This window comes from Pseudomonas sp. TE3895 (genome assembly GCF_056278855.1).
In genome coordinates this window covers 104,861-125,194 of sequence record NZ_JBWBQE010000001.1, presented here as the reverse complement: position 1 = coordinate 125,194, position 20,334 = coordinate 104,861, and the positions used below count along the sequence as shown (strand labels likewise).

14 protein-coding genes, 1 other RNA gene and 1 pseudogene are annotated in these 20,334 nt (G+C 60.1%); 8 read left to right on the top strand and 8 right to left on the bottom strand.

The features are described 5' to 3' along the window. Positions 1 to 48: 48 nt before the first annotated feature. The 4 genes from ACZ889_RS00560 (at position 49) to ACZ889_RS00545 (ending at position 8,431) form a co-directional block, all read left to right on the top strand. On the top strand, positions 49 to 4,317 hold the full coding sequence (locus tag ACZ889_RS00560) for an Eco57I restriction-modification methylase domain-containing protein (RefSeq protein ID WP_476257106.1): 4,269 nt from the start codon (positions 49 to 51) through the stop codon (positions 4,315 to 4,317). A 13-nt stretch (positions 4,318 to 4,330) separates the two neighbouring features. After that, positions 4,331 to 4,468 carry a hypothetical protein gene (locus ACZ889_RS00555; RefSeq protein ID WP_476257105.1) on the top strand — a complete coding sequence of 46 codons (138 nt, stop codon included), beginning with the start codon at positions 4,331 to 4,333 and terminating at the stop codon, positions 4,466 to 4,468. Between the two features lie 88 nt (positions 4,469 to 4,556). Then, entirely contained in the window at positions 4,557 to 7,184 is a 2,628-nt protein-coding gene (locus ACZ889_RS00550) for an AAA family ATPase (RefSeq protein WP_476257104.1), read from the top strand. Then, a complete protein-coding gene (locus tag ACZ889_RS00545; RefSeq protein ID WP_476257103.1) occupies positions 7,181 to 8,431 on the top strand; it encodes an McrC family protein in 1,251 nt (416 codons plus the stop codon). Before ACZ889_RS00550 ends, ACZ889_RS00545 begins: the two co-directional genes overlap by 4 nt. A 342-nt stretch (positions 8,432 to 8,773) precedes the next feature. Here the strand turns inward: ACZ889_RS00545 and ACZ889_RS00540 are convergent, their stop codons facing one another. From ACZ889_RS00540 to gcvA, 3 genes are all read right to left on the bottom strand, one after another. Continuing rightward, the gene (locus tag ACZ889_RS00540; protein ID WP_061202863.1) at positions 8,774 to 9,037 is read right to left on the bottom strand and encodes a DUF3077 domain-containing protein; all 264 of its coding nucleotides are present in this window, start codon (positions 9,035 to 9,037) and stop codon (positions 8,774 to 8,776) included. 72 nt (positions 9,038 to 9,109) lie between these two features. Continuing rightward, positions 9,110 to 9,352: a hypothetical protein gene (locus ACZ889_RS00535; RefSeq protein ID WP_003249899.1), complete on the bottom strand. Its 243-nt coding sequence runs from the start codon at positions 9,350 to 9,352 to the stop codon at positions 9,110 to 9,112. A 421-nt stretch (positions 9,353 to 9,773) separates the two neighbouring features. Beyond that, positions 9,774 to 10,676, bottom strand: coding sequence for a transcriptional regulator GcvA (gene gcvA, locus ACZ889_RS00530; protein ID WP_476257102.1), 903 nt, complete (start codon positions 10,674 to 10,676; stop codon positions 9,774 to 9,776). 161 nt (positions 10,677 to 10,837) lie between these two features. Between gcvA and ACZ889_RS00525 the strand changes: the two genes are divergently transcribed. The 3 genes and pseudogenes from ACZ889_RS00525 to ACZ889_RS00515 form a co-directional block, all read left to right on the top strand. After that, the gene (locus tag ACZ889_RS00525) at positions 10,838 to 11,074 is read left to right on the top strand and encodes a hypothetical protein (protein ID WP_476257101.1); all 237 of its coding nucleotides are present in this window, start codon (positions 10,838 to 10,840) and stop codon (positions 11,072 to 11,074) included. After that, the gene (locus ACZ889_RS00520) at positions 11,067 to 11,675 is read left to right on the top strand and encodes a LysE family translocator (RefSeq protein WP_476257100.1); all 609 of its coding nucleotides are present in this window, start codon (positions 11,067 to 11,069) and stop codon (positions 11,673 to 11,675) included. The genes ACZ889_RS00525 and ACZ889_RS00520 overlap by 8 nt, the downstream gene beginning before the upstream one ends. Positions 11,676 to 11,802: 127 nt before the next feature. Beyond that, positions 11,803 to 11,952 (top strand): annotated as a pseudogene (locus tag ACZ889_RS00515) (helix-turn-helix domain-containing protein); the annotation flags it as partial. A 259-nt stretch (positions 11,953 to 12,211) separates the two neighbouring features. On the opposite strand, the gene ssrA reads toward ACZ889_RS00515, so the two are convergent. From ssrA to ACZ889_RS00490, 5 genes are all read right to left on the bottom strand, one after another. Further along, positions 12,212 to 12,603, bottom strand: a transfer-messenger RNA (tmRNA) gene (gene ssrA, locus ACZ889_RS00510). 99 nt (positions 12,604 to 12,702) lie between these two features. Next, a complete protein-coding gene (locus ACZ889_RS00505; protein WP_003249902.1) occupies positions 12,703 to 12,990 on the bottom strand; it encodes a hypothetical protein in 288 nt (95 codons plus the stop codon). A gap of 473 nt (positions 12,991 to 13,463) precedes the next feature. Then, positions 13,464 to 16,274, bottom strand: a complete 2,811-nt coding sequence (locus tag ACZ889_RS00500; protein ID WP_476257099.1) for an FAD-binding and (Fe-S)-binding domain-containing protein — start codon at positions 16,272 to 16,274, stop codon at positions 13,464 to 13,466. A gap of 75 nt (positions 16,275 to 16,349) precedes the next feature. Further along, entirely contained in the window at positions 16,350 to 17,495 is a 1,146-nt protein-coding gene (lldD, locus tag ACZ889_RS00495; RefSeq protein ID WP_003249907.1) for an FMN-dependent L-lactate dehydrogenase LldD, read from the bottom strand. Positions 17,496 to 17,557: 62 nt separating this feature from the next. Beyond that, positions 17,558 to 19,228, bottom strand: a complete 1,671-nt coding sequence (locus ACZ889_RS00490; RefSeq protein WP_476257098.1) for a lactate permease LctP family transporter — start codon at positions 19,226 to 19,228, stop codon at positions 17,558 to 17,560. A 256-nt stretch (positions 19,229 to 19,484) separates the two neighbouring features. On the opposite strand from ACZ889_RS00490, the gene ACZ889_RS00485 reads away from it, so the two are divergent. After that, positions 19,485 to 20,252, top strand: a complete 768-nt coding sequence (locus ACZ889_RS00485) for an FCD domain-containing protein (protein WP_003249911.1) — start codon at positions 19,485 to 19,487, stop codon at positions 20,250 to 20,252. Positions 20,253 to 20,334: the final 82 nt, after the last annotated feature.

Below are 20,334 nucleotides of genomic sequence, written 5' to 3'. Positions count from 1 at the left end.
TGATCGTTTGCCGGCCAAGGCCGGCAAGCTAGAAATGGAAATCCTCCCATGACCCGCACTACCCACCGCGAATTCGACAGCCTGCGTATCGAAGGCGGTATTTTCCCCGGCGAATTTCTTAATGCCGTGCGCGAGCTCAAGCTCAAAGGGCAAGGCAGCACAGATTATGGTCTGCATCGCACACTGAAGCTCCGCGATGAGATCAGTCGTTACTGGCGTATCGCCAAGGCGGAGTGGGAGGTATTCAACGAAGCCCGCCAACGACAAGATACAGACCGAACTACATTGGCTATAGAGGGTTTTCTGGTTCCCTTACTGCAGCATGTGTTCGCCTTCACTGATCTGCAACCCTGCCGCAATCTACGCTGTATGGGAGAGCGGCGTTTTCCACTGACCCACGAGGCAGGCTTTGTCGTGCAGGACTCGGCCGACTCCAGCTTTGCATTGGGTGATAACGTCAGTCACGAGCCCCGCCGCGTAGCCCATATTCCGTTGGTACTGACGAGCCCTGATTTCAGCCTCGATATGAGCCATCCGGCTTTCGGTGATGAGGGCCGCCGTCGCTCGCCCCAAGGTTTACTGCAGGAGTATCTGAACGCTAGCCCTGAGACACTCTGGGGCATCGTGAGTAACGGTCTGGTTCTGCGCATTCTGCGTGATAATCCATCGATGACGCGCCCTGCCTTTGTCGAAGTGGACCTGGCCCGCCTGTTCGAAGACGACCTGTACTCCGATTTTGTTGCGCTCTGGTTAACGTTGCATGGCAGTCGCTTCGTATCCCAAAACGGAAAAATTGCAAAGTGCTGGCTGGAACAGTGGCGCCAGCAGGCAGTTGAAGAGGGCGAGCGAGCGCGCGAGCAACTGCGAGCCGGAGTGGAGCAGGCGCTGCGCGCGCTGGGCACAGGCTTTGTCGCTCATCCGGCCAATCATGTGCTACGCGAAATGCTGACCAGTGGGCAGCTCAGCTCGAATGCCTACTTTCAACAGTTGCTACGCCTGGTCTATCGCCTGCTGTTCCTGCTCACCGCTGAGGATCGCAACATACTGCACGATCCGGCTACCGCTACAGCAGAGACTCGCTGGTTGTATGTCCAAGGTTACAGTCTAAGCCTCTTGCGCGAGCGGGCACGCAAACGGCGCTACTACGACAGCTATGCGGATCTCTGGCAGGCTCTGAGTACCACTTTTACGGCCTTGCACAGTGGTCAGCCTCTGCTTGGACTGCCCGCGCTAGGTGGATTGTTCGCCTGCGACCAATGCCCGGACCTGTACACAGCCCAGCTCGACAACAAGGCGCTGCTAAGCGCCATTCGCGCCGTGACCTGGGTACAACGGAAAACTGGCGCCACTCGTATCAATTATCGGGACATGGATACCGAGGAACTGGGTTCGGTGTACGAATCGTTGCTTGAACTTATCCCGCGCGTCAATCCGGCGACTTCACCCTGGCAGTTCGGTTTTATCGGCGATGCTGAAGGTGAGAGTGATCAGGGTAATGCGCGTAAAACCAGTGGTTCGTATTACACCCCGGACAGTCTGGTCCAGGAGCTGATTCAGTCCGCGCTTGTGCCAGTTATAGAGCAGCGCCTCAAGGCTAACCCCGAGCAGCCGCGCGCCGCATTGCTGTCGATCAAGGTGTGTGACCCCGCATGTGGCAGCGGCCATTTCTTGCTCGCGGCAGCCCGACGTTTGGCCGCGAAAGTGGCAGAGCTGGACGCTCAAGGGAACCAGTACACAGAAGAGCAGTATCGCCACTCTCTGCGTGAAGTGGTGCAGCACTGCATTCATGGCGTCGACCTCAACCCGATGGCCATCGAGCTCTGCAAGACCGCGCTGTGGCTGGAGGCGCTGGAACCAGGAAAACCGTTGGGTTTTCTCGATGCGCACATCCAGTGCGGTAACGCGTTGATTGGTGTGTTCGATCCGGCAGTATTGGAGGCGGGCATTCCGGATGACGCCTACAAAGCGCTAACTGGTGATGATAAATCCATTGCAGGCGCAGCGAAAAAACTGAACAAGCAGGTGGCCAAAAAAGTTGCGCGCAGTCTGCGTATGGGTGGCGTCCTTGCTAGCAATTGGGAGTCCTTGCCGGAAGATACTGTAGAACAGGTCGCTGCAAAGCAGGCAGCCTGGCTGGCGGCGCAGCGGGGGGACGATGCTCAGCAGGTGCGGCTGTTGGAGGATCTATATACAGCAGCGTTCTTTGTGCCCAAGAATGCAAAGCATGAGCAGCTGATTCCCACCAACCAAACATTGAATGCCGCTCATCAAGGGCAGATTGACCCTGAGATAGCCGAACTAGTACAGAGCATTGCCCGACGTCAGCGTTTCTTCCACTGGCGATTGGCGTTTCCACAGGTATTCGAGCGCGAGCAGGGTGGTTTTGATGTAGTGCTGGGTAATCCGCCGTGGGACGTTTCACAGCTGTCCGAGGAAGAATTTTTTGCCTCCCGCGCACCAGAGGTGGCCGCTCTGGCGGGCGCCAAGCGTAAGGCAGCTATTGCCGCTCTGAAGGCGCAGAATCCTCATTTATGGCAGCAATATTTGGATGAGCAGCAGTCGATCGAGGCGAGCAATGCTTTCACACGTGGCTCGGGCCGATTCAACATGACGGCTGTTGGTAAGCTCAATCTCTACAGCCTGTTTGCTGAGCAGATGCTGTACATGATCGGCAAGCAGGGGCGTGCCGGAGTAATCGTTCCAACGGGCATCGCAACTGATGACGGCAATAAGCTCTACTTCGCCCATATCACCAGCAAGAAGCGCTTGGTTTCTCTCTTGGATTTCGAGAACAGAGCTAAACTATTCGCTGCTGTGGATAGTCGAGTCAAGTTTTCACTCCTAACGCTCGGGGATGAAGCGGCCAAAGCGGATCTCGTTTTCTTCGCGACTACTACCGAGCAGCTAAACGATTCGCAACGTCGCTTCAGCTTGCTTGCGGAGGACTTCGCGCTACTTAATCCGAACACTCTGACCTGCCCAGTGTTCCGGTCCCGCGCTGATGCCGAGTTGACCCAGAAGATCTATCGGCGCCTTCCCGTGCTGATGCGAGAAGGCGATACTCCGCAGAACCCGTGGGGCATCACGTTCTCGCAAGGGCTGTTCAACATGACCAGTGCCAGTCACCTGTTCCGCAACTATGTAGAACTGATGGAGCAAGATGGCATCCTCAAGGGCAACACTATCTCCCTGCATGGCGTGCGCTACCAGCCGCTCTATGAGGCCAAGATGGTTCATCACTATGACCACCGCTGGGCCACTTACGAGCGCGATGGCGAGACTTCTCACGACATGACCGATGCTGAAAAGCAGGAGCCCGACTGCCTGCCGCTGCCGCGCTACTGGGTGGAGGAGTGGCAGGTGGTGCTGCGTACCAGCACCGCACCGGAGGGGCTAGTCAAGGCCTACAACAAGGGTGATCTGGACACTGCCTTCGAGCTGCTCGGCCAGTGGGCGCTGGGCGCGGCGATGGCGGAGGAGCTTCCGGTAGTGGACAAGCTGTCGGAGCGCTTCGCCCCAGCCCGCGGCAAGGATCTATTCACTCATCGTGACGTCCTGGCCGCCGAAGCCCTGCATGCCGCCTCGCCACTGGATGCAGAGGAGCTGCATGGCTTGCTGTCCGGGGTGCTGCATGAGGATAAGGAAACGGCATTGCGCTGGGGGCAGCAGTTGCTGCGGGGACGTTGTCCGAAATATCTTTTGGGGTGGCGGGATATTACAAATGCCACGAATGAGCGGACGGTGATTGCGGGGGTAATTCCGTTGGCGGCCGTGGGAGATACTTTCCTGCTAATGTTCCCGAAGGTTGCGGATCGACGCAAGGTCGCTTGTCTGCTGGCCGACCAGGACTCACTGGTTCATGACTACGTGGCTAGGCAAAAGATCGGTGGCACTCACCTTAAGTACCACGTCAAGAAGCAGGTCACAACGCTGCCCCCGGACGCCTATAGTGAGGCTGACCTGAACTATATCGTCCCGCGCGTACTGGAACTGGCCTACACCGCTCACGACCTCAAGCCCTTTGCGGAGGATATGGGCTACCACGGCGAGCCGTTCTCCTGGAATCTGGACCGCCGCCACCAGCTCAAGTGTGAGCTCGACGCCTACTACGCCCACCTCTATGGTCTGGATCGCGACGAGCTGCTCTACATTCTCGATCCGCAAAACGTCATGCCCGAGAACTACCCCTCCGTCACCTTCCCAGGCCTCAAACGGAAGGAGTTGGCCGCGTTCGGCGAGTACCGGACTCAGGTACGGGTAATGGCGGAGTATGAGCGGCTTGCCTCTGAGTTTTTTGTTCGCGCTTCGAAGCATTGAAATGAGGGATGAGATGAGCGCACAAGGGAAAAACGAAGTGAATCTGGTCATGCAGCAATTGCGCGCCATCGCAGACGCTTCATCCGTGGTCGAGCTGGAAGCGGGCGATGTACAAGGGCAGCCGGTGTTATGGGGCTTCTATAGCCGGTGAGCGAGGTGCGAGGGAAGTGTTGGCTGTCGTGCAACCAGCTTGATCATACGCGTGCAATCGAGAGCGAGCGTTGAAATAAAGGAGTGTTATGTCGCGTTACAACCCCGTTCACAATGCAATGCCCATCTTTGCCGCTTTCGAGCAGTGGAAGCAGGAATGCCTCATCAGTGGACAATCACTCTTTGCAGTCGGTCCGCGCTGGACGGCTGACCTACTGGATGAGTTGCGGCAGCGATTCGTAGAGAGTCCTGATGAGTCCTCTGCGGTATTTCTGCAAAAGCTCAAAGGGCAGCTGGCTGAGGCCTCGCCGGAGGCTATTCAGCTGATGGCGGAAATGCTCTGGGTGCTAATGCTTTTCCAGAGCAATGTGAGCGCGAGTAAGAAGCGCGAGAATATTGAGTTCGTGTGGAGCTGGTCCGGAAGCGATTTCCCAGTTGCTCAGCCTTTAATGACTGATGAGGTCATTTCGGGGCTTGGATCGGCTGGGCAGGGTTTCAATCGGTATCGCGCCGATGAGTTAACTTGGTTGATCCGGATGGTCGACGCTTTCAATATGCTGCCTCAGGGGCAGCGGGAGCGATATCTAAGCGAACCTTGGGCTTTTGCAGAATGGTTGGATGCTCAGCCATGGGCTCGTGGCCGGCAGATGCGGCATATCATGCTACACCTGCTTTTCCCTGAAGCCTTTGAGCGGATGGCGAGTCCGAATGATAAGGCCGCAGTAGTGGCTGCGTTCAAAGAGCTGCCGGTCGCCACGGTCAAGGCTTGGTCTCTGATCAACTTGGATCAGAGCTTGCTGGCGATTCGCCAAACTGCAGAGGCGAGCAGTGGTCCAGAGGTGGATTTTTACGAGAGCCCCTGGCTTGAGCGCTGGCGGCCTCAGCCTGGTACTTGGCTATTTAGTTGGAATCCATCCCGCTATGCCTGGAGTCAGTTTGCGCAGGATCGTCAAAAGGTATTGGAAGGTGGCGAGCTGATCATTCGCTGGAGTTGTTCCTGCAGCAAGATGAAGCTCGGAGACTCTGCGTTTTTGCTACGCACGGGTGTAGAAGCGAAGGGCATCATCGCCTGTGGCAGCATCGTAAATGGCCCTTATCAGGATGCTCATTGGGATGAGGCGAAAGCTGCGCAGGGCGGCATGCTGGATTACGTAGATATCCATATCACTGATCTGCGTGATCCCCACCAGGATAGCTATGTTCCTTTTAGTGAACTGAAAACTTTGGGTGTCGACGATCAGCAATGGAACCCCCAGTCCTCAGGTATCGAAGTCAAGCCTAAAGCTGCTGCTGCACTCATGAAGCGCTGGAGTGCACTGGCAATACCTGCTCCGCCTGCGCAGCCTCGCAGCAGCAAGCCGCTGCTCGTTGAACCAGCTCGAAATCTAATTTTCTTCGGCCCGCCCGGTACTGGCAAGACGCATAGCCTAAGATCACGCCTTCCCATGTATGAAGATCCAGTCAGCAAGCTTACAGCGGCGGAGTGGGTTGGGGTCAACGTGGAAGATGCTGCCTGGTGGCAGGTCCTCTTCATGACGCTGTATTTGCTGGATGGCAAAGCGAATGTTAACCAGCTTCTTGAGCATGATTATTTTCTCGCCAAGGCTAAGTTCAGAGCGGGTAATAGCAGTTTGAGGTCTACCTGTTGGGAGGCTTTGCAGAGTCATGCAGTGTTGGATTCGACAACCGTTCAACGAGACGCATCAGCGCGACGAGCGCCGTATGTATTCGACAGGGATCACCAGGGCAACTGGATCCTTGCGGGGGACTGGAAGGAGAGTTGTGCTGAGTGGGTCGAACGTGCAGAGCTGATCAAGAGGGGGCCTCATAACGCCGCTGAGCAGCAATTCAAGCGTTATGAATTTGTCACTTTTCACCAGTCTTACAGCTATGAGGACTTTATCGAAGGGATTCGCCCTCAACCCGCGGCTGGGGGGCAGGGGATTATTTATGAGGTCAAGCCTGGTGTTTTTAAACGCCTGTGCGAGCGTGCAAGGAAAGATCCCCAACATCGCTATGCGATCTTTATCGATGAGATCAATCGCGGAAATGTGGCCAAGATTTTGGGTGAGCTGATCACGCTGATCGAGGTCGATAAGCGAGCGCACTATGACTCGGACGGCCGTTTACTCGATGGTATGGAGCTGACGCTGCCTTACTCCGGGGAAAGTTTCGGGGTGCCGCGCAATCTGGATATCTACGGCAGTATGAACACTGCGGATCGTTCAATTGCGCTGCTGGATGCGGCATTGCGGCGGCGCTTTCAGTTCCGCGAGCTGATGCCAGACTCGTTAGTGATTTCTGGGGCGCAGGGCGATGGCTATATTCCGGATGGTGAGGGAGGTGTGCTGAACCTACGAGCACTGCTAGACACGCTTAATCGCCGCATTTCCTACCTGTTGCATCGGGATCAGACCATCGGCCATGCCTTTTTTACTCGTGTTCGAGACATGCAAGGGCTACGGGGCGTGCTTTTTCGGGAAGTCATCCCGCTCCTCCAGGAAACCTTCTATAACGACTGGCAGCGGATTCGGCTGATATTTGGAGATGTAAAGGCTCCCCTTGAGTTGCAAATTGTCCGCGAGTTCACGGACTCAGCGATCGATATTTTTGGCGAGCTGGAAGATGGCTTGCCAGAGACGCAGCGCTTTCAGATTTGTGCGCCTGATGAAATCACCCCGGAGGCTATCCGCAAGATTTATGAGCCACTGGTATGACGTTGATGATGGTTCTCGAGCACGAGTGGTTGCCCATTCGATCTGGAGGTGGTCAGGCACTCAATGTGCACCAAGCAGCTGTTCTAGAACGGCTTGCTGATTCTCTGCCAGCGCGTGCGCTTGAGTGGCGACGGGCTGCTGTAAAGTTCACCCAGTTTTGCGGGGTCATTCAGCTCGGAGAGCTTACAATCGAGGTGCTCCCAAAGATCGCCCGCCAGGAGCGCGACGTGCTGCGTTGCCAACAGGTACTGGTGCGTCTGTTGCAGGTGACCGGGGCACTGCCGCCGCAACAGGTTGGGGAGGCGACGCTAGGTCAACAGCGACATGCATTGCTTGATGTCTTCATCGAGCACTTTCGCGGCATGGTCGCTCAGCAGATGCAACTTGGGCTGATCCGTCGATATGTTCCGATGGAGGATGAGTTGGCAACCGTGCGCGGGCGTATCGATCTGGTCAGGCAGGTGCGCCTCAATGCCTTCACGCCTCAGCGTATACATTGCCGTTTCGATGAGTTCGATATCGACAATCCATACAACCAGGTACTGCGCTATGTGGTGGGCATGCTGTTGCATCGAACTCATCACCCGGCCATTAAGCGTGGGCTAAATGAGCTACTTGCGCACCTGGCACCTGCATCAAATCGTACCTTTACGCCTGAGCAGGTGGACGCATTGGTTTTCGATCGGCTCAATCAGCGCTGGCAGCCAATCTTCAAGCGTTGTGCAGAATTTCTGCGTGGTTTGCATCCTAACGTTACTGCAGGTGGTATGCCTGCTCTGGCGTTAATGTTTGACATGAACCGACTTTTTGAAAGCTACGTCACTTGGAGGGCGCGCCGCACTTTCAACGGACTGCAGGTCCAGCCGCAGGGGCCGCGTCGTTTTCTTGCTACCAATCAGGTGGGGACAGGAGTGTTTCAGTTGCGGCCTGATATTTCTGTATTGAAGGGCACGCAGGTGGTTCTTATTGCCGATGCTAAGTGGAAGATCCTGAGCCCTGAAGAGCGCAAGTTAGGCATTGCCTCGGCTGATCTTTATCAGCTTGTTAGTTATGCCTTGCGATACCAATGCCAGAATTTGGCTTTAATTTACCCGGCTATGGAAGGTGTCAGCCCTGGGCTTCGTCAAAAGCTTACAATCGATGGATCGGATGTTCAGCTGGCGATCTTCAGCATTGATCTGGCGGGTGTGCTGGTTAGTAGTGACGCCGTTTTCGACGAGTTACGCAGCTGGGTGGTCGAGGGTTGAGGTAGCCCAGCGCTTCAGTGGCACCGAGTTCACCAGTATGGTTTATGCCAATAGCTGCCGATTGCGACTGACTGCTGTCGTCCTACGACAGCCTCCTAGCCAGAACCTTTCCGGAAGCATCAATACCTGTTTTGCCCCTACAACGGACCGGGAGCGCTAATCCAGCAGCAACTGGCGGGACGTAAGCCGACGCGTACCGGATTGCATGGTGGGTTGATGGCAATGTTGCGGCGCATCAATGCGACGGTTGCTGAGGAAGACCGCATCCCTCGGCGTTGATCGATTGGTGTGACAGGGGCCAAGCGGCTGACGCTGACCCCTTTTAGCATCGCGGTGCGTGATTCAACGCATCATGCCGAGTTCTGCATCATCCAGTAGCGCTTTGCCCAAAGCACAGAGGTAGTGCGCCGCCCAGATCAGTTTTGGCTTGTCTTCCATCAGCCCGTCGATGGTCAGGTCCCGCGCGTAGCCCATCAGTTCCGAAGCCTGTTCGCGGGCGTTCTGGCAAGGAATGCCGGCTTCGATGCGGAACAGTGGGTGGGTCTGGTTTTCGCCTTGAAAGAAGATGGTTTTACCAACTGTGCATGGGGTGTCTTCGGTTGTCATTGATCAATCTCCCTGGTTCTGCTGATGCGCCGGTAAGCCGGGCTTGCACAGGCTTTTCGCTCGGTATGCGAATCAATGCATCGGTTGCGGGTTGGCTGTTTGCTGTATTTGCGTCAGCGCGGATTCGAGTAGCCGCCGCAGGGTTTCAAGCTCGTGCATCGAGGCCATGATCAAAACCGATGCGGGTGACTTGGGCTGCATCAGAATTGCCTGCTGGGCTACGGCTTCTGCACAGAGCGCGTAGTCCGAGGCCATCATGATCGTGTCTTCCAGGGAATGGAGGTGGTGGGGTGGGTCGGGGACTATCTTCAACATGATTGCTTCCATTTCAGGGCTGTCACCATCTGCTGTCAAACAGAGGGTGGCAGCTGCACGCGGGTTGACAGACCGGCGGAAACAACAAGTTCCGGCGCACGCAAGCGTGCCCGCACGTACAGCCGCCATAACGACGAGCCGTTTTGTTGTTTACCGTCGCGACCTGTCAAAGTCATGCCGTTGATGAGCAACGACCCACTGAGACTAAAACCCTGAAAAAATGACCGCAACGGAAAACAGGCGCAGGCAGTATCTTTGGGAAACGCCCTACAAGAAAGGGGTTAAATCCGATTTTTTCGACCCGCAGCGCCCAAATGCCAGGCACAAAAAAAGACGCCCGAGGCCCCCTTCGATATCACAGCAGGTGTCTTCTCGATGCGCCGTTACCGGTGCAGGACTGAGCGCTGCGGGTCAGTGGCGCTCATAACGGCAACGGGTCGCTGCCTGGACTGAACTGCGAGAACATCCAGTCGATGAACACCTGGGTCTCGGCGACCGCATCCTGGGATACCCCGTAGTAGTAACGGGTCAGTGGCAGGCGCAGGTGTGGCAGTGGGCTGTGCAGGCGACCGGTGGCCAGGTCCTTGCCCAGCAGCGAGGCCGGACACAGCGCCACGCCAAGTCCATCGACGGCGGCCTGCAGCACCAGGTGCATGTGGTCGAACTGCAGGCTTGGCTGGCGCTGCGGCTGGCTGATGCCGGCCAGTTTGCACCAGGCCGCCCAGTCGCCACTGCGGGTGCGGCCCGAGAGCAGGGTATGGCGCAGCACATCGCTCGGTGCAATTACCGGTATCGCCTGCAGCAGGGCGGGTGCGGCGACCAGCAGCATGTCGTCCTCGAGCAGGACGTGCGGTTCCACGTTGGCCGCCCAGCCCGAGCTGCCACGGCGTACCACCACATCGAAGGCTTCCCGTGACTGGTCCGGGGCCAGGGTGCTGGTGACCACCTCAGGCTGGATGTCCGGATGCTGCGCCATGAAATCGGGCAGACGCGGGATCAGCCAGCGCACCGCGAAAGACGGTCGGACATTGATCACTACCTTGCGCGACGCACTGCCGCGGGTCAGGGCGTTGGTGGCGTTGGCGATCTGCGCCAGGCCCTGGCTGATCTGTTCGAAATAGGCCTGGCCGATCGGGGTCAGCAGCGATTGCCGGTTGCGGCGTTCGAACAGCACCACCCCCAGGTGTTCCTCGAGCAGCCGGATATGGCGGCTGACGGCGCTGTGGGTAACGTGCAGCTCTTCGGCGGCACGGCTGAAGCTCTGGTGACGCGCAGCCGAGGCAAAGGCACGGACGGCGTTCAAGGGGGGGAGGTCGGCGATCATCTGTCTAATTTAGTCACATCAGAGGCGCAATTAAAGCGTTTGTCAGCAGTCGCGCATCGCGCCACCCTTAAGGCCGCTCTTTCTGCCCTGGCCGCCGCCCATGTCTGTGAACACCACCCAAGCTGCCGATCGGGACGCTGCGCGCTGCCGGGATACTTGGCTTGTGCCTGCCCGGCGATGTCCTGCTGTATCTGTTGCTGCCGATGCAGCCGCTGGATGGCGCCACCTGTATTAAGACGCTGTGTGGCGAGCGGGGGTGGAGGCGTTATCAAGGCTTGCAACCGTACCTCTATGTGGTCGGTGCCGGCCTGCTGTTCACCGGGCTGCTGGGGCAATACCTGCTCTGGGCGGCGCGGACGTTGTTGAACCTGCTGCCAGGAGGCATGCTGCATGGCTAGTTATGGACTGTTCCTCATTCTCGCGACGCTTACCGTACTCAGCCCTGGCCCCGGAGTGGTGCTGACACTTTCCAACGCCCTGCGCCATGGATGGAGCGGCGCGCTGCCGGGTATCCTCGGCATCGCCCTGGGCGCCTTCATCGTCGCCGGACTCTCGGCCAGCAGTGTCGGGTTGATCCTGGCGACCTCGGCGACGGCGTTCACCGTGCTCAAATATGTTGGTGCCCTGTACCTGCTGTACCTGGGGGTCAAGATGTGGCGCACGCAGCGCTTCATCCCCGAGCTCACGGTGACCGCCACGCAACCCTGGCGCCGTTTTGTCGAGGCGCTGTCGATCCAGTTGTTCAACCCCAAAGCAGGATTTTTCTTCCTGGCGGTTTTCCCGCAGTTCATCCGTGCGCAGGACAGCTACTACAGCCAGTTCTTCATACTGGTGTCGTCCTACGCCCTGCTGGTGGTGCTGGTGCACACCGGCTATGCGCTGATGGCCAACGGCGCCAGGGGCTGGTTGTCGACCAACCGCGGCGCGCGGATTGTCGGCAAGCTTTCGGGCGTCACTTTCTTCTGTTTTGGCATGCTGATGGCGTCGGCCAGCAAATGAACCGTTTTGAATGTAACCAGGAGGCTGCATGGCCAGGAAGGCACTGGAATTCCTGCTGTCGGATGACGACCGCGCACATCTGAGGAAGACTGCCCGCTCCGGGCGAATGCCCTATCGTAGCGTTACCCGGGCCTCGATTCTGCTGTTGCTGGACAGTGGACTGACACCGAAGGAGGTCAGCTTGCGGCTGAACGTTACCGCACCAGTGGTGTTCAAGTGGCGTAGTCGGTACCTGGCCAATGGTATCGACGGGCTTGAGGATCTGCCGCGTGGTGGGGTGGGTAGGGAATTGTCGCTGGTGGGGTGAGGGCGACTGCGCTTTGGTGAGTCAAATTGCTGATCTCAACGCGTTGCCTACCCTATTCATAGCCCATCAGTTCCGAGGCCTGTTCGCGGGCGTTTTGGCAAGGAATGCCGGCTTCGATGTGGTTTGGGAAACGCCCTACAAGAAAGAGGTTAAATCCGTTTTTTCGACCCGCAGCGCCCAAATACCAGGCACAAAAAAAGACGCCCGAGGGCGTCTTCTTCTTTGGATTTGGTGGAGCCGGGGGGATTTGAACCCCCGTCCGCCAGTACTCCGCTGTCGGTACTACATGCTTAGCCGTGTCTACTGATTTAATCCGCAGCCGCCCGACGGGCAGGGTGCTTTGGATGAGTTGTGTAAGTTTTAGTCACTTCGCCCACAACGTGCTACGCGACGATCCTGTTCTGTATGACAATCATTTCGGGTTTACAGGCATCCCCTAGTGATTGCTGGAGCCGAAGCTACCAGAAGCAAAGGTCACTTACGCTGCGAGAGCGTAGGATTCCTCGCCGTAGGTTTCGTCATTGGCAACTATAGAAGTTGCAACAGTGGATTTACGAGTTCTGTTACCAACTCGGCATGCACCTAGAGTTTCGCTACCGGCGTCGAATCCTAACCGGCCCCGCACTAGCTCTTGGCTAACGCACCTTACGGCGCGTAGAACGGAGTATACGCCATTGCGCGGGCGACGTCGACAGCCGGTCCAGTCGCCCGCTTTTGGGCTCACGCGCCGCCGTTGCCACTACTGCCTTTCTCGGTTTTTTCCAGGCGCTCCAGCACTTTGCTGGTAATGGCGATGCATTCCTTGGTGTCGCCCGAGGCCTGGGCGGCCTTGGCTTTGTCGACGTGCTCGGTGATGGCTTTGTCCAGGCCTTCGGAAGTGGCGCCGGCGGTGGCCATGCTGTCGTCGATCTTTTGCAGGTTGGCGGCGCAGAGGTCATCGGCGGCGAACACCGGCGAAGCCAGCAGGGTGGCGGCCGCGAACAGGGCCGAAAGTGCGGTACCTTTCATGGGTGTCTCCTCTGGGGCCTCTGGAAGGTGGGCCTGTAAGGTGGACTGCGGGGGATTGGCGGGGGTTCCATCGGGATGGTGGCGGGGCGATATTGAGGTGGGGATGGCACCGGCGTTGCCGGTGTTCGCGGGTTTACCCGCGAATGCGGCGGGCTGTGCATAACCACCGATGTGTGGGCACCACCAATCGGTGTAGGGGCGGTTTACCCGCGAATGCGGTGGTGGCTGCGACGGTGGACGGCGGGTGGAGATTGGCCAGCAGGGCCGGCCTCTTCGCGGGTAAACCCGCTCCTACGGGGGGGGCTGTGTACAACCACCGATGTGTGGGCACCATCAATCGGTGTAGGAGCGGGTTTACCCGCGAATGCGGTGGTGGCTGCGACGGTGGACAGCGGGTGGAGATTGGCCAGCAGGGCCGGCCCTTTCGCGGGTAAACCCGCTCCTACGCAGCGCTCCCCACCTATATCAACGCGTTAGAGACTGCGTGGCCGGGTGACGCGGTCTACCAGGTACACCAGGCCGTGGTAGTCGATGCCGCTGTGGCTCGACAGGCCTATCTCGCAGGTGCGGCTGGTGGAAATACCTTCGCTGCAATACTGCACGGCGTCCTTCAGGCTGCGCAGCGAGTGGGCGTTCAGCTCGGGGGTGGTAAAGCCTTTGTCACCGGCAAACCCGCAGCAGTGAATGCCTTCCGGGATCACCACCTGTTTGCTGCAACGCCGCGCCAGGTCGATCAAGGCCTGGCTTTCGCCCAGGTGCTGGGTGCTGCAGGTTACGTGCACGGCTACCGGTTCGTCCTGGGGGGTGAACTCCAGTCGGTCAAGCAGGTGGGTGCGGATGAAGCGCACCGGGTCGTAAAGGTCCAGCCGGGTGTCGCTCAGGTCCTGCACCAGGCGCAGGGTGCAGGGGCTTGTGTCGCAATAGATCGGGTCGAGGCCGCCGCGGCTGGCGTGCAGCAGGGCGGTGATCAGCTCCTGGCGTTTGTGTTCGGCCTGCTCGGGGTAGCCCTTGGAGGCGAACGGTTGGCCGCAGCACAGGCTGTCGGCGTTGTCCGGGAACACCACCTGGTAACCGGCCTTCTCCAGCAGGGCGCGGGTTTTGTCCAGCAGCGAGCTTTGTTCGCGGTCGGCATAGGCCGGGCCCATTACCCGGGAGACGCAGGCGGCCAGGTACACCACGCGGGGGCGGGCGTCGTTGCTGGTGGCGCCGAAGGCCAAGGGGCGCAGCGGTTGCGGCATGGCCGGGGTCCATTGGGGCAGGCGGCCTTTGCTGGCTTTGCTCAGCGAGGCGCTCAGGCGGCCCAGGCGCGGGGCGCCTAGCAGCTTGCGTGCGGTGTTGGCGGCGGTCAGGGTCAGGCGCGCACCGCTTAGGGCAGTGTGGAAATGCTCGGCCAGCCAGTCGGCGGTTTTAGCGTGGTCGGCGGCCTGGCTGCGCAGTTTCTTCACCAGCTCGCCGGTGTTGATGCCGACCGGGCAGCGCTGGGCGCACAGGCCGGTAGCGGCGCAGGTGTCGATGCCCTGGTACTGGTAGCTTTGCATCAGTGCGCGGGTATCGATGCCGCCGCGCTGCTTGGCCTGGATGTCACGCCACATGACGATGCGCTGGCGCGGGCTGAGGGTCAGGCCCTTGGACGGGCACACCGGTTCACAGAAGCCGCACTCGATGCACTTGTCGACGATTTCGTCGGCGGCAGGCAGCGGCTTGAGGTTTTTCAGGTGGATATCCGGGTCGTCGCTCAACACCACGTCGGGGTTGAGGATGCCGTTGGGGTCGAGCAGGCGCTTGAGCTTCCACATCAGCTGGTAGGCATCGTGGCCCCACTCCAGCTCCACGAAAGGCGCCATGTTGCGCCCGGTACCATGTTCGGCCTTGAGCGAGCCGCCAAACTCAACCGCCACCAGTTGCGCCACGTCGTCCATGAACGCCTGGTAACGGGCGACTTCTTCGGCGCTGTTGAACCCCTGGGTAAAGACGAAGTGCAGGTTGCCTTCCAGCGCGTGGCCGAAAATGATCGCTTCGTCATAGTGATGCTTGTCGAACAGCTGGATCAGGCGGTTGACGCCTTCGGCCAGTTGCTCGACGGGGAAGGTCACGTCTTCGATGATGACCGTGGTGCCGGTCTGGCGCACGGCACCGACAGCGGGGAAGGTGTCCTTGCGGATTTTCCACAGCTGGTTGTACACGGCCGGGTCTTCGCTGAAGTCCACTTGCTGTTCCAGCGGGAAGTCGGCGATCGAGGCCATGATCTGCTGCAGTTGCTCGTGCAGCAGGCTCTGGCTGGCGGCGCGGGATTCGATCAGCAGGGCGCAGGCATTGTCCGACAGGCCTTTTACCCACAGCGGCATGCCGGGCATGTTCTGCACCGAGCGCAGGCTGCGGCGGTCGAGCAGTTCCACAGCCGAGACCGGCTGCTGCTTGAGCACGGGTACCGCGCGGCAGCAGCTTTCGACGCTGGGGAACACCAGCAGGGCGCTGGCCTTGTGCGGGTGGTCGGGCACGGTGTCGTACGTGACGGCGCTGATGAAGCCCAGGGTGCCTTCGGAGCCGACCAGCAGGTGCTGCAGAATGTCCAGCGGCTGGTCGTAGTCCACCAGTGCGTTCAGTGACAGGCCGGTGGTGTTCTTCAGCCGGTATTTGTGCCGGATGCGCTCGGCCAGCGCGGTGTTGGCGCGGGTTTCGCGGCCCAGGCGGGCCAGTGCTTCCAGCAGCTCGGCGTGGCTGCTTTCGAAGGCGGCGACGCTGGCCGGGTCTTCGCTGTCCAGGCGGGTGCCGTCGGCCAGCACCAGGCGCAGGCCCGCCAGGGTGTGGTAGGTGTTCTGCGCGGTGCCGCAGCACATGCCACTGGCGTTGTTAGCAACGATGCCGCCGATCTTGCAGGCGTTGATCGAGGCCGGGTCGGGGCCGATCTTGCGCCCGAAGGGGGCCAGCCAGGCGTTGGCCTGGGCGCCGATCACGCCGGGTTGCAGGCGAATCTGCTCACCCTGGCGACGGATTTCGCGGCCGTTCCAGTTATCGCCGAGCACGATCAGCACCGAGTCGCTGATGGCCTGGCCAGACAGGCTGGTGCCGGCAGCGCGGAAGGTGACCGGCACCCGCTCGCGCTGGGCCAGTTTGATCAGGCCGACCACTTCGTCCTCGGACTCGACGCGCACCACCAGCTTGGGGATCAAGCGGTAGAAGCTGGCGTCGGTGCCGAAGGCCAGGGTGGAGGTGGGGTCGTCGAAGCGGCGTTCGGCGGGGATCAGGCGCTCGGCATCACGCAGGAACGCGGCGGGCAGGCTCATGCAGTCTCCTCGCGGGGCTGTGGCGTCTGTGCGCTACATGCCCCGGGTCATTCAGGCGGTGGTTCTTGCAGGCGTTCAGGCGCCCAGTTCGCGTACCAGCGAGTCGCGGGTGATCTCGCTGATCGACTTGGCACCGGTCAGCACCATGGCCACGCGCATTTCCTTTTCGAACAGCTCAAGCAGGTTTTTCACGCCGGCCTGGCCATGCACGGCAAGGGCATAGAGGAAGGCGCGGCCGATCAGTACGGTGTCGGCACCCAGGGCGATCATGCGCACCACGTCCAGGCCACTGCGAATGCCCGAGTCGGCCAGAATTTTCAGGTCGCCTTTGACCGCGTCGGCAATGGCCGGCAGGGCACGGGCGCTGGACAGCACGCCGTCGAGCTGGCGGCCGCCGTGGTTGGACACCACGATACCGTCGGCACCGAACTTGACCGCATCGCGGGCGTCATCGGCATCGAGAATGCCCTTGATGATCATCGGACCGTCCCAGAACTCGCGGATCCACTCCAGGTCTTTCCAGGAAATGGACGGGTCGAAGTTGTTGCCCAGCCAGCCGATGTAGTCGGCAAGGCCGGTGGGGTTGCCACGGTATTTGGAGATGTTGCCCAGGTCATGCGGGCGGCCCATCACCCCCACGTCCCATGCCCACTCGGGGTGGGTCATGGCTTGCAGCACGCGGCGCAGCGGGCCGTTCTTGCCGCTCATGCCAGAGTGGGCGTCGCGGTAGCGGGCACCGGGTACGGGCATGTCCACGGTGAACACCAGGGTCTTGACGCCGGCGGCCTTGGCCCGCTCCAGGGCATTACGCATGAAGCCGCGGTCCTTGAGCACATACAGCTGGAACCACATCGGCCGGTTGATGGCGGGCGCCACTTCTTCGATCGGGCACACCGACACAGTCGACATGGTGAACGGGATGCCATGGGCGGCGGCCGCGCGTGCGGCCTGCACTTCGCCACGGCGGGCGTACATGCCGGTGAGGCCGACCGGGGCCAGGGCTACCGGCATGCTCAGGGTTTCGTCGAACAGCTTGGTTTCCAGGCTGAGCTCGGACATGTTGTTCAGCACGCGCTGGCGCAGGGCGATGCCGGCCAGGTCCGAGACGTTGTGGCGCAGGGTGTGCTCGGCGTAGGCGCCGCCGTCAGCGTAGTGGAACAGGAAGGGGGGCAGCTTGCGTTGGGCCGCGGCGCGATAGTCGGTAGAGGCAGAAATGATCATGGATTCTCGCAGCGTTGCTTGTGGGAGTGCCGGGCGCGCGACGGCGCCCGGCCCCTTTCACTTTAGTGATGAACCAGCATGCCGGTCAGCCAGTAAGCCTGGATCAGAGTGATCAGGCCGACGATGGTGGCGAAGAACAGGCTGTGCTTGACGGTGAAGCGGAACAGGTCGGATTCCTTGCCGACCAGGCCGGTAGCGGCGCAGGCCACGGCGATCGATTGCGGCGAGATCATCTTGCCGGTTACGCCGCCGCTGGTGTTGGCCGCCACCAGCAGGGTGTCGTTGACCCCGATCTGGTGCGCGGTGGTGGCCTGCAGCGAGCTGAACAGGGCGTTGGACGAGGTGTCCGAGCCGGTCAGGAACACGCCCAGCCAGCCGAGGAACGGCGAGAAGAACGGGAACGCGGCGCCGGTACCGGCCAGCACCAGGGCCATGGTCGAGGACATGCCCGAGTAGTTGGTGACGAAGGCAAAAGCCAACACCATGCCGATCGACAGAATTGGCCAGCGCAGTTCCCAGAAGGTTTCTTTGAAAGTGGTAAGACCAGTTTTGAAGTTGATCTTCAGCACCGCCATCGAGATCAGCGCCGAAAGGAAGATCGCGGTGCCGGTGGCGGAGATCGGGTCCAGCTTGAACACCGCTGGCATGGCGGTTGGCGCGGCAACGATCGGTGCGGTCTTGATCACCAGCTGGTCGAGGTGCGGGATGGCGAAGTTGAACACGAAGTTGTACATCGCGCCGCCCGGAGCGAAAGCCGCCTTGAAGGGCTTCAGGGTCCAGATGGTGACCAGCACGGTGAGGATCAGGAACGGCGACCAGGCCTTGAAGATCTCGCCAAAGCTGTACGGGCTAGGCTGGCTGCCGCTTGGCTGCACAACGGCTGCGCCGACACTGCCTTTGGCCTCGCTGAACGCACGCTTGGGCTGCCAGACTTTCAGGAACAGGGTGAGGCAGATCAGGCTGGCCAGTGCCGAGGTGATGTCTGGCAGTTCCGGGCCGATGAAGTTCGAGGTGAAGTACTGGGTGACGGCAAAGCTCAGGCCGGCAACCAGGGCGGCAGGCCAGGTTTCCTTCACGCCACGCAGGCCGTCCATCATGAACACCAGCCAGAACGGCACGAACAGCGACAGCAGCGGCAGCTGGCGGCCGGTCATGGCGCCGATGTGGAAGGCGTCGATACCGGTGACCTGGCCGGCCACGATGATCGGGATGCCCAGGGCGCCGAAGGCCACTGGCGCGGTGTTGGCGATCAGGCACAGGCCGGCAGCGTACAGCGGGTTGAAGCCCAGGCCCACCAGCAGTGCGGCGGTGATGGCCACCGGTGCGCCAAAGCCTGCCGCACCTTCGAGGAAGGCGCCGAAGCAGAAGCCGATCAGCAGCACTTGCAGGCGCTGGTCGTCGGTAATCGACAGCACCGAGCTGCGGATCACCTCGAACTGGCCGCTCTTGACCGTGAGTTTGTACAGGAACACCGCGGCAACGATGATCCAGGCAATTGGCCAGAGGCCATAGAGGAAGCCGTAACCCGCGGCGGCGAGGGCCATGTCGATAGGCATCTGGAAGGCGAAAATCGCCACCAGGATCGACAGCGCGAGGGTGATGCTGCCCGCTACGTGGCCCTTGAGGCGGAACACGGCGAGGGCCAGGAAGAAGAACACGATAGGGATGACCGCCGCCAGTGCGGACAGGCCAAGACTACCAAGCGGGCTATAGAGTTGTTGCCAGGTTTGCATATGGGGTGGCCCCTAATTGTTGTTGGTCAGGCACTGGCATTGGACAATTGGTAAGACCAATTTACAATGGCTGGACGCTAGGTTAAAAGCGCTGCCGTGGGTGTGTCAATTTGTCCTGTGCAAAACTTTGGTCGCGTACCGATGAGCGGGCATCTGATGTGCTGGGAAAATCACGGCTTGATGGGTGTTTGCGTGGCCTGGATCGGCGAGAATAGACACCCCCTGAAATTTGCCGGGGGTTTGTGGAGAGCATGTGATGGTTTTTGATCAGGTACGCCAACGGCGCCTGTCCGACGACATTGTCGATCGGCTGGAAGGGATGATTCTGGAAGGCACGCTGACCTCGGGGCAGCGGCTGCCGGCCGAGCGCGTCCTAGCCGAGCAGTTTGGTGTGTCCCGCCCGTCACTGCGTGAGGCGATCCAGAAGCTGGTGGCCAAGGGGCTGCTGGTTAGCCGTCAGGGCGGGGGCAATTTTGTGGCGGAGTCGTTGGGGTCCACCTTCAGCGATCCGTTGCTGCAGTTGCTCGAGCACAGTGCCGAAGCGCAGCGTGACCTGCTCGAGTTCCGCCATACCCTGGAGGCGTCCTGCGCCTATTACGCAGCCCAGCGTGCCACCGAGCCGGACCGGGCACGGTTGAAGGCGGCCTTCGATACGCTGCAGGACTGCTATGCCAGGGTCGATGAGGTGACCCGTGCGGAAGAGGGCGCGGCTGATGCGCGCTTCCACCTGGCGATCGCCGAGGCCAGCCATAACGCGGTGTTGCTGCACACCATCCGGGGTTTGTTCGACCTGCTCAAGCGTAATGTGGTGACCAACATCGGCGGCATGTACCAGCAGCGCACCGAAACCCGGGACATGCTGATCAGCCAGCACCGGGAACTGTACCTGGCGATTGTCGAGGGCAGGGCGGAAGATGCGCGAGAGGTGTCCAGCCGGCACATTTTGTATGTGCAGGAGGTGCTGCATGAGGCGCACGAAGAAGCGCAGCGTGTGGCACGGGCGGAGCGGCGCAGCGGGCGCTGAGGGCACGCTCTTTGAGCTGTAACGCGGGCCCTGTGGGAGCGGCCTTGCGTCGCGAAAGGGTCGCAGAGCGACCCCAGGATCG